This is a genomic window from Mesorhizobium sp. WSM4846 (assembly GCF_055811415.1).
Map to the genome: position 1 here is coordinate 192293 of NZ_JBVVPZ010000004.1, position 12186 is coordinate 204478.

The window sequence follows — 12186 nt, forward strand, 5'->3', positions numbered from 1 at the left end:
TTTAGTCGAGCGATGCGACCCCTCAGTTTCGTCCACGCCGCTATGCATGGGGCCGGACGCTGGATCGCCAGATTTCGTCCCCACTTTCGCGTATTAGTTCCTTGGGAGATCGCCTGATGAAATCGCGCGTCGCCTCGGCTCCGAGTGGCCGTCCCAGGAAATCGCCCTGGAGGTAATCACAGTCTTCCCTGATCAGCCACTGTGCCTGTCCCGACGTTTCAACTCCCTCCGCGGTGACGCTTATCCCCAGGCCGTGCGCCATGCCTATGATCGATCGCACGATCGTCTGACTTTTTCGATCGGTTTCTAAGTCTTTTATGAAGTATCGGTCTATCTTCAAAGTGTCGAACGGGAAGTTCTTAAGGTAACTCAACGAGGAGTAGTAGGTGCCGAAATCGTCTAGCGCGATCCTTATCCCGAGGACATTCAGGGTATTCAGTGTGTCAATGTTGTCGACGGTTTGCTCGAGAAGAACGGTTTCGGTAATCTCGAGCTCAAGCCGGTCGGCGCGGATTCCGACTGCGTCGACGATCTGAGCAACCGTGTCCGTGAGCGAACCGCTCAGGAACTGCGCCGGCGACAGGTTCACGGCGACCGTCAGTGAAGACGGCCATCTCGTTGCTTGGCGGCAGGCTTCTTCGATCACCCATCGTCCAATCTCGTCCATGAGACCGTCGGCTTCGGCGATCGGTATGAACACGCTCGGAGGAATGGTCCCGACTTCGGGATGCCGCCATCGCAGCAGCGCTTCGAAGCCCACGACCGACGCGGGAGCCCGAATGAGCGGTTGATATTCAAGATAAAGCTCGTTCCGGTCCAGCGCCATTCGAAGACTGCGCCTCAGGTTTTCACGCTGTTCGAGCAGGAGCTGCATCGAGCGATTGAAAATTCGCGCACAGCCGCGTCCGTCTCTTTTGGCTGCATAAAGGGCGATATCCGCGGCCTTCATCAACTGCTCGCCCTCGGTCGCGTGTCCCGGTCCGAATGCAATTCCGATGCTCGCGCCGACGAAGACGGGGATGTCGTTGATCATGAACGGCGCCTTGAATCCTTCAATTAACGCCCCCGCGAGGCGTTCCGCTTCGGCGGGCTGTCCCGTACGCGATTGAATGACGGCGAACTCGTCTCCAGCTAACCGGTATGCGAGTTCGCCGTCCTGCAGCGTGTCCCGGATCCGGCCTGCTGCCAGTTGAAGCAACGTATCGCCCGTGCCATGGCCGAGCGTGTCATTGACCGCTTTGAAACCGTCAAGGTCGATTTGCAGCAGGGCAGTGGCATTTGGCTCATCGACCACCGACAGAGCTTGTTGCAGGTTTTCGCTGAACCCCCGCCGGTTCTGCAATCCGGTTAATGCGTCGTGCGTCGCCTGATGAAGGAGCATCATACGCTCTTGCTCTTCCGGTGAGCCCCGCCCGCCCCGTTCCCTTTCTCTGGATTCAATGATTCCAATTCCGTTCGCAGCGCCGAAAACGACAGCGGAACGGGGCGCCTCCCCCAGCGATCGCTGGAGATTGACATTTATTGGAGTGCCGCCGCGCAGCACGCGAACAAATTTTTCGATGAGCTCAGTGTCGACGTTCGGATAAATCTCCCACAGAGCGTCGCCCGCAACTAGCGGGCGGCTGTGGATGCTTTTGAGGTTGGTTGCGTAGTGCGTCAGGCGGAAGTCCTGATCATAGAACGACACACCATCAGTCGTGTTCGCCATAAAGTCCAGGAGACGTGCTTCGCTGATGGAGGACGGATGACTCGGTGAAAGCTCCTCCCTGTTCGCTCCGGAACCCAGCGCTTTCGGACGTAAGAGCCACTTCCAAAGGCGGTACAAAATCCGCATCTCCTCATCCCTACGGTGAAGCTAGCAAACCATAAGGCTAGTTGCAAACCTATAGGTTGCGGCGATGCTTGCGGACAAGTCATAGAGACGCCATTGGCCGAACCGTTGGCGGAAACGCAAAGATTGTGTCCGCGGATGGGCCGGACCGAAGATCCAAAAGGTTCCCCAGCTTCGGAGAATGATGGACATTCGGAGAGCAGATTGAAGGGAAAGTTGTTTCCGCTCTCCCCAGCTTTCGGCCGCACATCCCGCAAACGCTGGGCTTCCGGGAAGCCATGAAGGGGCCGGAGAATTGTTTGGGCAATTTTGAAGGTGGTAGAGGGAGAGCACGAAATCCAACCTTCTCCACCCCGACTCGCAACCAGCCCCTTCACGTTGCCGCCATGCACCACGCCCACGGCGAAGCCGGGAATCTTCCTTGATCTTCTTAACGATGTCCGGCAGGGCGGCCACCGCCTTCTCGACGCTCCGACACTGCCAACAGCCCCACCTACAAAAGCCGGCCTAAGTTTTTTAACGGAGGCGGGGAACATGGATGCTGCCTCGCGGTTGGACCCCGGAAAGCCAATTCGCAGCCTGAAGGAAAGCGGCCGAGCTCGCTCTCATGACGCCGCGAACCGGGCCTACGGAGATTAAGCATGCGAGCGCTGGTTTGGCATGGAAAAGAAGACATACGTTGCGATGAGGTTACCGATCCCGAAATCGAGGACCCGCGCGACGTCATCGTCAAGGTGACGAGCTGCGCGATCTGCGGCTCGGACCTGCATCTCTATCACAACCTCATTCCGGCAATTCTGCCAGGCGACATTATGGGCCACGAAATGATGGGTGAGGTGGTGGAAGTTGAATCCGGGGTAAACGGCGCGCTTAGGAAGGGAGACCGCATCGTCGTTCCCTTCACCATCATTTGCGGGGAATGTGACCAGTGCAAGCGCCGGAACTTTTCGGTCTGCGAACGTACCAACCGCAACAAGAACATCGCCGACAAGGCGTTCGGTCACACGACGGCTGGGCTGTTTGGGTATACCCATCTGACCGGCGGTTACCCGGGCGGACAAGCGGAGTATGTTCGCGTACCATTTGCCGATGCAACGCACATCAAGGTACCGGTCGGGCTCTCCGATGAGCAGGTCCTCTTCCTTGGCGACATATTGCCAACTGGCTGGCAGGCTGCTGTCCAGTGCGAAATCGAGCCCTCCGATACCGTCGCGATCTGGGGCTGTGGCCCGGTGGGGCAGATGGCAATCCGCAGCGCCATTCTTCTCGGTGCCAAGCAGGTCGTGGGCATAGATTGCCTGCCCGAACGCCTTTCCATGGCCGGAGCGGGCGGCGCGATCACCACCAACTTCCTGGAGGAGAGCGTTGTTGAAAGGCTGAACGAGCTTACAGGCGGCAAGGGGCCAGATAAATGCATCGACGCCATCGGGATGGAAAGTCACGTGTCTTTTCGTCAACCAGACACTGTTTATGACCGCGCGAAGCAGATGATGCTGATGGAGAGCGATCGGCCCCACGTGCTGCGTGAAATGATCTATGTCTGCAGGCCAGCCGGCGTCATCTCAATCGCGGGCGTGTACAGTGGGTTCGTCGACAAGATCCCGATGGGCCAAGCCATGAACAAGGGCCTGACCTTCAGGATGGGCCAGACCCATGTGAACCGCTGGACCGACGACCTACTGCGCCGCATCGAAGAAGGTCAGATCGACCCGTCGTTTGTCATCACCCACACTGCCGGGCTCGAACAAGGACCCGAGATGTACAAGATCTTTCGCGACAAGCAGGACAGTTGCGTCAAAGTCGTACTGAAGCCATAGGATCAGTGTCATGAACATGCTTAGAAAATTGGGCAATCTCAGCAGACGGCCAAGCGACCCAAAGGTCGTAAAATCTGGCCCGAAGGCGCTCGCGCCCTCCGATATGGTAGCGCGCAAACTCGGATGGTTTAGCATTGCGCTGGGCATGGTCGAACTCATAGCCTCCGAGCGCATCGCCCGCGCACTCGGCATACCTGGTAAGGAAGGCGTGATCCGCGCCTATGGAGCGCGTGAACTCAGCAGCGGCATTCTGTCCTTGTCGGCAGACAGACAGTCCGGGCTTTGGAGCCGTGTGGCCGGTGATGGGCTCGACATCGGAACACTCCTATGGGCGTTCCGGCATGACAATCCAAAACGTGACAACGTCGGACTTGCATTGGTGCTCGTTGCCGGTGTGACACTCATCGATTTATTGACGGCGCAAAAGGTAAGCGCCCGGCACGCTCGAGGCCGCCGGCAACCGCAGGATTTTAGTAACCGCAGCGGCTTCCCACGGGGTCTTGAAGCTGTGCGGGGCCTTGCACGAAAAGACATGTCGTCACCTGCCAGCCAGAATTGAGCGGTGACTAACTGGCGCGAACCTGACCTCAGGCGACCAAGGCCTTGCCGCATGCCCGTGCCTGCCGCGGGGCACCGTCCCGATGGCAAGTTCCGGCTCCAGCACAGCCAAGCTTCGAACCGGGGCTTCGGCTGCCTTCCAGTCGGGCGTGGTCCATGCGCCAGCGACCCAGGGCTAGCCGGGGCATGATGCCGATCCTTCCCAAGCTGCGTCGCCAGCGGTCAGCCGCCAGCAGTCTGATCTGGTCGACCAAGTCCTTTCTTTGTAGCGAGTTTTGCTTTTCTTTCAGCAGACGAACGATCGCATCGACGGGCGGCGCAAGGTCGGGCGGCGACTTGCAATTCGAGCGCCACAAGTATCCAAATAATGTTCTTAGTGTTCGCATTGTCCTTACCTCCTGCACCACCGAACTTGGCTTGGGCGTTGTTGTTCCTGAACGGCAGGCCAAGCGCCGCCGTCCGAAGGCGAACTCGTCCGTGGCAAGCAGGCACGATGAGTCTGAACGGGATAGAGAGGGCAGGGTTCTGGCGTGGGCAGGCGGGGAGTGTTATGCCTTCCCGACAAGCTGAAGGAGCAGGTGTGTCCCGCCCCTCCGAGCTGGCGCTACTAGGCCGCATGTTCGACCGGTGAAGGGTCGAGGCTCAATCTGAAAACGACGTGAAGTGCGTCTCGGGGCGCGTCGGACTGATCCGGCGCCAAACGCTTTTTTTGTGCGGACCAAAACGCGCGGAGGGAAGGCGGAGGTCCCGCCAATTCTTTGCGAGAAAGTCAGGTGAAACAAAGCATTAAGCGCGCGAAACAGTGAAGCTTATGACCGCTGGCGCGCGCATCATCCGACCTGCTCTCTTGCTGAATTCCTGCGCCGCCTGACCGGCGGCGAGGTCCGGCGTACCCATAAGAGGGGTTGGTGTCGCTCGCAACCGAGGCTTCCCCTTTGCCCGCCCGCAGACCTCAGTATAGGAATCAATGTACGGGAATTACCAAGCCGTAGCCGCCATGGAACGAACAATCCGGCTCAAACTTACTTTAGCGATCCAGGTCCCTCACTCGGATCACCGGTCACTCGATTGGATTGGCCCGCCCTCGTACAGGGGCGGGCCATTGTTTCCCGGCGACCTGACTAATCAGGAGTGAACAACAATGTTTGCAGATGAGATTGCGGCAAGGCGTCTTAAAACCCTGGTCGAGCACTATATGGAGACCAGGAAAAGGCGGCACGATGTGGTTTCAACATCGAGAGCTGAAACCGCCATACGGGAAGTCCTCCCCAATTGCCCTGTGTCCGGGAAAGCCCTTGACGACATGATCGCCGCCTGTGCCGTCGAACATGGTCTCGGCGTGCTGTTCGACAGGTCAGAAATCACCGACAGCGTCAGCTGACCCGCTGGCCTGCGCCAGCGCTCAGACACGTCGAATGTCCGGTTCATACATGTCCCCGGTTGGTACGTTTCCGACACTATCCATGAGCCTCCATGCATCTAGATAGTCCATGGAGGTGGACTGGCATGCCAAGATATTTTTTCCATATCCGGAACGAGGAGGGGCACCTCATGGAGGACCTCGAGGGGCAGGAGTTTGCGGATTTGGCGCAGGCTGAGGAGAACGCGATGGCCTCCGCCAAGGAGATCCTGGCGGAAGGACTGCTCAGCGGGAAGCCCATGCTGACAGGCGCGATCTTTGAGATATGCGACGAAAAACACGCATTGGTGTTTCGATTTCCCTTCTCGGATGCCGCCAGAATGCCCGGTACCCGCCCTTAGTGCTTAAAGTGATTGGCTTCGGGACTTTAGCACCCCCATATGTAGTCTTATCGTTCGCACGTTGTCACGGGCGCGAACGGCTGGGAGATCAGAAAGCTCTTGCCCTACCGAGGGTGGAGTTATGTTTAACCAGCCCAATATTCCCTATCAAAATGCTTTATTGCGGCGACTTTCCCCTGGCGATCTGGCATCGATCGAACCCAACCTGGAACGGGTAGCGCTGCCGATGCGGACCCAGCTTGAGTCGACGAAGTCCGTTATCGAACACGTGTATTTCCTGGAAGACGGCATCGCGTCGGTAGTCGCCAAACTACCTAAGGGCCGGGATACCGAGGTCGGCCTGATCGGCATGGAAGGCATGACCGGAGCCTTAGTGGCCCTAGGCGGCGATCGCGCCGCACATGACACCTATATGCAACTGGCGGGAAGCGGCTTGCGAGTTCCAGCCCCGGCACTGTCGTCTGCTCTGTCTGAGAGCACTACGCTGAAGGCTGTTCTGCTTCTCTATGTCCAGACCCTCTATATTCAGACCAGCTACACCGCCCTGGTAAACGCACGGTCGAAGTTGGACGAACGTTTGGCTCGCTGGCTTCTGATGTGCCACGATCGCGTCCGCACCGACCGGCTTGCAATCACCCACGAATTCATATCCGTCATGCTCGGTGTGCGGCGCCCGGGTGTCACGGTTGCAATCCAGGAGCTTGAGGGCAGGGGCCTAATCAGAGCCACGCGGGGTGAGATCGTCATCAGGGATCGTGATGGTCTGTTCCAGTTGGCCGATGGCACCTACAGCGAGCCGGAGCGGGAATATGAGCGGTTGCTGGGGAAAACCGACTAGCCCCTATAATCGGCGGCTTCGGCGAAAGTCGCGGTAGCGACGAGCGCCACCGTCGTCGGCAATTCAACCGACGCATCGCGCATTAGCGTTCCCACAGCCTACTCCTTTCGCAATCATATTCTTCACGGCATAAATCGCTCCGCGAACCGGCACTTGCATGATCTGGGAGTTCGCTACCGAGGGAGCGGCATCTGAACCCTGCTTTGTCGTCCGTAGTGGGGAGGATAACCCACATCCTCCATAGGCCAGTTCGAAAGATGACGGCATCTAACACCGTCATTTGCGCCAAGCGAAGTTGCGCGGAGATTCCAAGGATCTGCGCGCTAAGTGTTGTGCTCGCCCGAACGCGACTGCTGGTCGGCGGCATCGGCCGATCCGCCCAGCGTGTCGGCGACCGTGGCACCTCGCGCGCCCATCGGCTGCTGCGCACCTGTGGTGGTGTCCTTGGCGGTCTGATGCTCCATCTCGGCATTCAGCTCCGCCCCCACAATCAGGACAATCACGGAGATCCAGGTCCACATCATCAAGCCGATGACTGCCCCCAGGGCTCCATACGTCGCGTTGTAGTCGGCGAAGTTTTCAAGGTAATAGGAAAACCCTATCGAGACCGCGATCCACACCCCAGCCGCGAGGAAGGCGCCCCATGTCGCCCATTGCCACTTTGCCCTTTCGCGGCTGGGGCCGTAGCGGTAGATCAGCGTGATCCCGAGGCCGACCAGGATCAGCATCATCGGCCACCGAAAGATCCGCACAAGGGCTTCGGTCCAACCGCCGAGGTTCAGCAGCGCAAGCATGGCCGGCACGATCCCCACCGAGACGATAAAGCCGATACCGATGAGGATGGCGCCAAGTGTGAAGCCCAAGGCCAGAAGATTCAGATGGATAAAGCCGCGCTTTTCACTCTCCTCGTAGGCGATGTTCATGGCTTCGAATAGCGTCTTGATGCCGTTACTGGCGCTCCACAGTGCGACGGCAAGGCCGAACATGAAGCCGAAGCTGAGCGCGCCAGTCTTCTGAGCGGCCAAGGACGCAAGCTGAGATCTGATAATATCCAGACCGCCCGAAGGCAGTACGCCCCCAAGGAACGCAATGTGCTCAGCGATGGTCTGAGGGTCGGCGACAAAACCGTAGATGGACACGAACGCGGCAAGCGCGGGAAAGAGGGCAAGGAGCAGATAGAATGCGGCCCCGGCCGCGATCAGCATAACACGGTCCTCGTTTACTTCAGCAAAGACCCGCCACAGCACGTCTTTCCAGCCACGGCTGGGGATCTCTGAGGGCCATTCGGCATTGCGTCCGCGGCCCTGCCGTCTGGCCCGCCGCTCAAGCTGCACTTGATCTTCGTAAGCGTCGTCGGTTGTTTTTTTCGACATGGCTGCCGGCCCGGAGCATCTTCTTCGCGGGCAAACGTATGAAAGCGCCAAAGGATGCAGGTGCAGACCTGCGCCCGCAAACAAACATCCGCCGTCTGCAGAAACACTGCGCCACCCCATGCGACGAGTTCATGTGATAGCGATACTGCCCTGCCCAGGACCTCAGTGGCTTGTTCGAGCGACCAATGAGAATAACCAGCTTTCTACCATCTCAGCCAATCGTGGTGGTCGGCTGATTATGTTTTAACTTTGGCGCCGGCCGGCGGGGATTCTGGGCGTGGGCGGTCGGGAGCTGGTGCCTCTTGGCATCCAGCCGCTCCAGCATGCAACCGACCATCACTTGAAAGCTAGGCTCCATCGCCTCCTGATTGAAGCTAGACGAAATCGCGGGCCAAACTAGCGTCGCGTAGGGACCCTGCACTTTGCTGATTACCCGAACTCGTCACCAGGCAATTACTCGTGCAGACGCAACTTAAAACTTGCGCCTCAAGTACAACGAGCCTGCCAGTCCGAACCGCCACACGACATCGACAGCCTTGGAGATGCCGATCCGGCGTCCCGCCAAGATGGAGCTGGCTCTGGCTTCTGGCGGCTGCTTGAACTGGAACGGAAGCTGGTCCAGTGGCAGCCCGTCATAAGATGCATCGACAGCGAGCGCTTGGCAAACGCGACCCGGGCCCGAACAAAGAAATCGAAGGTCATCAACGCCGCGTTTGGCCCGCATCAGGTCGAGCTTTGATTGCGGTTCGATTGCGCGCACAAGGACAGCACTTCCGGCAAGACAGACGGCATTCAGGCACCAATGCAGACCATAGGAGCGATAGACGTATGCGCTTCCTGGGGCGCCGAAGATCGCGCTGTTTCGCGAAGTCCGACCGCCAAAACTGTGTGAGGCTGGGTCATCGGCGCGATAGGCTTCCGTTTCGACGACGATCCCGCCCACGCCGTGCACAAGAAGCGTGGCGCCAATCATATCGCGAGCGACAACGCAGGCGTCTCGGGCAAAGAACTGGCGGTTCGTGATCAACGCCTGTACCAGATCTTCGCGCCGAAACGTGGGGCGAACAAGAACATTCCCGCTCCGGCTGCAAAAGGCCGATCCACCAGGGCCAAACTCGCGATCATCAGCATCGCTGCGCTTCCTGCTGAACTCGGATAGGTGTGATCGCCTATGTATGAGGGTCGAATTGGCTATTCAACAGCGCCTAGCCCAAGCGGTCGAAGCGATTGGAAGGTTGAAGTTCGCTGCCGGTGTAGAAAAGAGAGACCCGGAAGACCGTGCCCGCTGCCGCGCTTGCGATGCCGCGATGCGTTAGGTGGCCGGAGAAAATCCTCGTGCGCTGCTCGGGAGCAATACCGCGAAGGAACGTGACAGGCTCTGCGATCGTTGAAGACTTTTGATCGAGCCATATCATGCCATCGACCTCGATACGAAAAATGGCCTACGATCCCGACAGCAGAATCCTCTCGGTGTGGTTCGTCGCCAGCGGCAAACGATACGAATTTGAGGAAGTGCCGCCGGAGACCTTCGCCGCGTTCAAAGCCGCCTTTGCGAAAGGCCGCTATTTCAACGAGCACATCCGGAATCAGTTCCGGTACCGTCAGGTTGCGGCCGGCAAGGATGCGGGATGACGGCAAGCTGTTGAAACATTCCAACTGCCGGTTGGTGGACGCAGCGCAGCCGGCGCGCGTAGGATTTTCTTACGATCCCCGCCCGCCCTGTGCAAACGACTGATAGCCCGCCGTGCCGAAAGGTGTGGCGGGCTTTTTGTTGTCTGGGGGGAACACGATCTGGCGACAATCGTTCGGGCGCCAACAAAAGCGCCGTACAAGATCGAGGTACAACAATGCGGGAAAGGCAAGGCTTAACCGATAAAGAAAAATACGACCGACAGGAGCGCACGTCGGATGCTGCGCGGGCATTAACAGACATTGAGCGCGTCGCACGAGACGCAAAGACGGCTCGGCTGCGGGAGCAACGACTTAAAGCCGAGACTGCTCTCCCTGCTGCATCGGCACCGAAACCGAAGAGGAATTCGAAGACCAAGAAGTCGTAGATGGCACGCTGCACCTGCGCCCTACAATCAGCCGCGGTCCTCTCCGCAGGCCGCGTGAATCGACGGCCGATGTGCAAAGGTCGAGCGTGGAATGCTGTGCGATTTGGGGTGCGGGATTTTAGGCGCTTGATTACTGCTCAGCGTATCGTCTGCGGCAATGCCGATCCAACAGCTTACGGGTGCCAGTATTAGGCGGCGGGTATCGTTTATCGTCTGGCGAAGATCATCGATATCTGCTCGCGCGCGACCCTCATTCAATCGAGCCGCTTCTATTCAAAATTGTCCCATATGGATAGCATTTTGAATGCTCCTAAGAGTCCGGCGGCTTCAGCCGGCTTTTCAGTAGCCGAGCTTCCCGAAGTAGTGATGCCCGATCGGTGCCGATCAACTCGATCAGCTCGCGCGCTTGAGCTTCAGTTATTCCGGCTTCCTTGGCGAGGAACTGCGCCTGGAAATCCGTCATTCGGTCGCGGTCGGACTTTTCTTCCTCGCCCATGGTGAGCCTTTTGCACTTGGATTGAACCGGAACGCCGGCGGGAGGGTTTTGTTGCGATCAATGGCGCAAACTTTCCAGGCATATTTCGCTTTCTCTGGAACACATGCTTGAGATGAATGTTCGGGAAGTGCAGCAATCTTGTTCCCTCCCAACGATGGGCTGCAGATCGGAGATGCACCGATCGGCCCGCGTCCTTTCCTCGTGGGGCGCGGGCTATTGTTCGCACTGAACACCAGGCGCATGCGTTTCGCCGGCATGAAGGCAACTGCTCAGCGAAATGGCCGCTTTTGCAGATCGCGGTTGTTCTGGTTCCCCATGCCTCGCCGTCGCACTGCTTGTCTTTCAACGGTGATTGTTGTCGTTTCCCGGACGCAACTCTAACAGCCGCAGTGATCCGATCACCCCGCAGACGAAGTGTAGAAGGCCAAGACCCAGATATTTACCGGTAGAGTCGGCCGCCACGGCGCATGGGACGAACCTTTGGTTCGCAGAAGCTTGCCGCCCCAAAATGTTGCGCACGTTTGACACCTGCCATCGGCCATTGCGCGCTGTTCGAACGCCGCGGTTCCAGTTACTGGAAGGTCAAGGGGTTTTCTGCAAAAATGAACGCTTCGTTCTGCCGCGATATGGCCAGCACGTTCCCGGAGGTTGTTGGAGCGATGCTACAAGCTTTGCGCACGCTGAGGCCGAGATGGACGCCTCCTCGCTCGCCGCTGGGCGTCTGAGATTCGCGAGACCGTGCGACCGGCGTTAAATAACTTCGCATGGAAAGGGATTTGAGCCAGACGCAGAGTTCCGTCGGCGCTTCGGCTACGGTGGCATTCATCGATCTTGCGGGCTTTAGCGCCATCGCGGACATTTATGGAGATGCAGCGGCAATCGATGTGCTCGAGATTTTCGAGAGCATGGTCCGCGAGGCGCTTGCTGGCTACGAGCCTCCGATCAAATGGATCGGGGATGAAGCGATGCTCCTCGTTTCCGGAGCCGGAGTTAGCGATCCAGGCGCTTGGAGCGCTGTTGCAGGCATGCCGAAAAGAACCGCGCCTGCCGCTGACGCGGGCCGCGCTGAACCTGGGCCGGTCATTCGCCGGGCGGGTGATCTGTTTGGATCGACCGTCAACATAGCGGCACGCATTGCTTCGCTTGCGTCCCCCGGTCAATTGCTTGCGACTCAATCCATTGCCGATGCGGCTGCCGCCAAAGGCATCCTGGTGCGAGATCTCGGAAAGGTAGCCCTTCGATCGGTAGCTGGCGAAGTTCCCATTTATGAGATCGAACTTGCCCCCTCGCCTGACCCGGCCTGGATCGATCCGGTGTGCAAGATGCATGCTCCTTATGCATCCTATCGACGGGCTGCCCCGGAAGGGCCATGGTTTTGTTCGCCGCGTTGCGAAGAGGCATATCGGAAGTCGCCGCAAACCTGTCCATTGGCTCGATGACACGGCTCCCCTAGCA

The 12186-nt window shown here is 58.6% G+C and carries 13 protein-coding genes; 8 read left to right on the forward strand and 5 right to left on the reverse strand.

Annotated features, from left to right (window positions below):
• Positions 1-40: 40 nt before the first annotated feature.
• Positions 41-1708, reverse strand: a complete 1668-nt coding sequence (locus tag AC0L15_RS06165; RefSeq protein WP_287246597.1) for a putative bifunctional diguanylate cyclase/phosphodiesterase — start codon at positions 1706-1708, stop codon at positions 41-43.
• A gap of 764 nt (positions 1709-2472) precedes the next feature.
• Here AC0L15_RS06165 and AC0L15_RS06170 point away from each other — a divergent pair.
• The 5 genes from AC0L15_RS06170 to AC0L15_RS06190 all read left to right on the forward strand — a co-directional run bounded on the left by AC0L15_RS06170 (position 2473) and on the right by AC0L15_RS06190 (position 6805).
• The gene (locus tag AC0L15_RS06170; RefSeq protein ID WP_473496004.1) at positions 2473-3648 is read left to right on the forward strand and encodes a zinc-dependent alcohol dehydrogenase; all 1176 of its coding nucleotides are present in this window, start codon (positions 2473-2475) and stop codon (positions 3646-3648) included.
• 10 nt (positions 3649-3658) lie between these two features.
• Entirely contained in the window at positions 3659-4207 is a 549-nt protein-coding gene (locus AC0L15_RS06175; protein WP_473496005.1) for a hypothetical protein, read from the forward strand.
• Between the two features lie 1140 nt (positions 4208-5347).
• Positions 5348-5587 carry a hypothetical protein gene (locus tag AC0L15_RS06180; protein ID WP_287068288.1) on the forward strand — a complete coding sequence of 80 codons (240 nt, stop codon included), beginning with the start codon at positions 5348-5350 and terminating at the stop codon, positions 5585-5587.
• 125 nt (positions 5588-5712) lie between these two features.
• A complete protein-coding gene (locus AC0L15_RS06185) occupies positions 5713-5967 on the forward strand; it encodes a DUF6894 family protein (protein ID WP_473496006.1) in 255 nt (84 codons plus the stop codon).
• Positions 5968-6088: 121 nt separating this feature from the next.
• Positions 6089-6805, forward strand: coding sequence for a Crp/Fnr family transcriptional regulator (locus AC0L15_RS06190; RefSeq protein WP_287068290.1), 717 nt, complete (start codon positions 6089-6091; stop codon positions 6803-6805).
• Between the two features lie 323 nt (positions 6806-7128).
• Here the strand turns inward: AC0L15_RS06190 and AC0L15_RS06195 are convergent, their stop codons facing one another.
• Both AC0L15_RS06195 and AC0L15_RS06200 read right to left on the reverse strand, forming a co-directional pair.
• Entirely contained in the window at positions 7129-8178 is a 1050-nt protein-coding gene (locus tag AC0L15_RS06195; RefSeq protein WP_473496007.1) for a YihY/virulence factor BrkB family protein, read from the reverse strand.
• 472 nt (positions 8179-8650) lie between these two features.
• The gene (locus AC0L15_RS06200; protein WP_473496008.1) at positions 8651-9151 is read right to left on the reverse strand and encodes a DNA-3-methyladenine glycosylase; all 501 of its coding nucleotides are present in this window, start codon (positions 9149-9151) and stop codon (positions 8651-8653) included.
• Here AC0L15_RS06200 and AC0L15_RS06205 point away from each other — a divergent pair.
• On the forward strand, positions 9125-9337 hold the full coding sequence (locus AC0L15_RS06205) for a hypothetical protein (protein ID WP_287322620.1): 213 nt from the start codon (positions 9125-9127) through the stop codon (positions 9335-9337). The two genes, AC0L15_RS06200 and AC0L15_RS06205, sit on opposite strands and share 27 nt — an antisense overlap.
• 46 nt (positions 9338-9383) lie before the next feature.
• Here AC0L15_RS06205 and AC0L15_RS06210 read toward each other — a convergent pair whose 3' ends face one another.
• Complete coding sequence (locus AC0L15_RS06210; protein WP_287246221.1) at positions 9384-9593, reverse strand: hypothetical protein; 210 nt, start codon at positions 9591-9593, stop codon at positions 9384-9386.
• Here AC0L15_RS06210 and AC0L15_RS06215 point away from each other — a divergent pair.
• Positions 9592-9810: a KTSC domain-containing protein gene (locus AC0L15_RS06215; RefSeq protein ID WP_287246223.1), complete on the forward strand. Its 219-nt coding sequence runs from the start codon at positions 9592-9594 to the stop codon at positions 9808-9810. The two genes, AC0L15_RS06210 and AC0L15_RS06215, sit on opposite strands and share 2 nt — an antisense overlap.
• Positions 9811-10545: 735 nt before the next feature.
• On the opposite strand, the gene AC0L15_RS06220 is transcribed toward AC0L15_RS06215, so the two are convergent.
• On the reverse strand, positions 10546-10731 hold the full coding sequence (locus AC0L15_RS06220; RefSeq protein WP_128186764.1) for a hypothetical protein: 186 nt from the start codon (positions 10729-10731) through the stop codon (positions 10546-10548).
• Positions 10732-11507: 776 nt separating this feature from the next.
• Here AC0L15_RS06220 and AC0L15_RS06225 point away from each other — a divergent pair.
• Positions 11508-12170, forward strand: a complete 663-nt coding sequence (locus tag AC0L15_RS06225; protein ID WP_473496009.1) for an adenylate/guanylate cyclase domain-containing protein — start codon at positions 11508-11510, stop codon at positions 12168-12170.
• Positions 12171-12186: the final 16 nt, after the last annotated feature.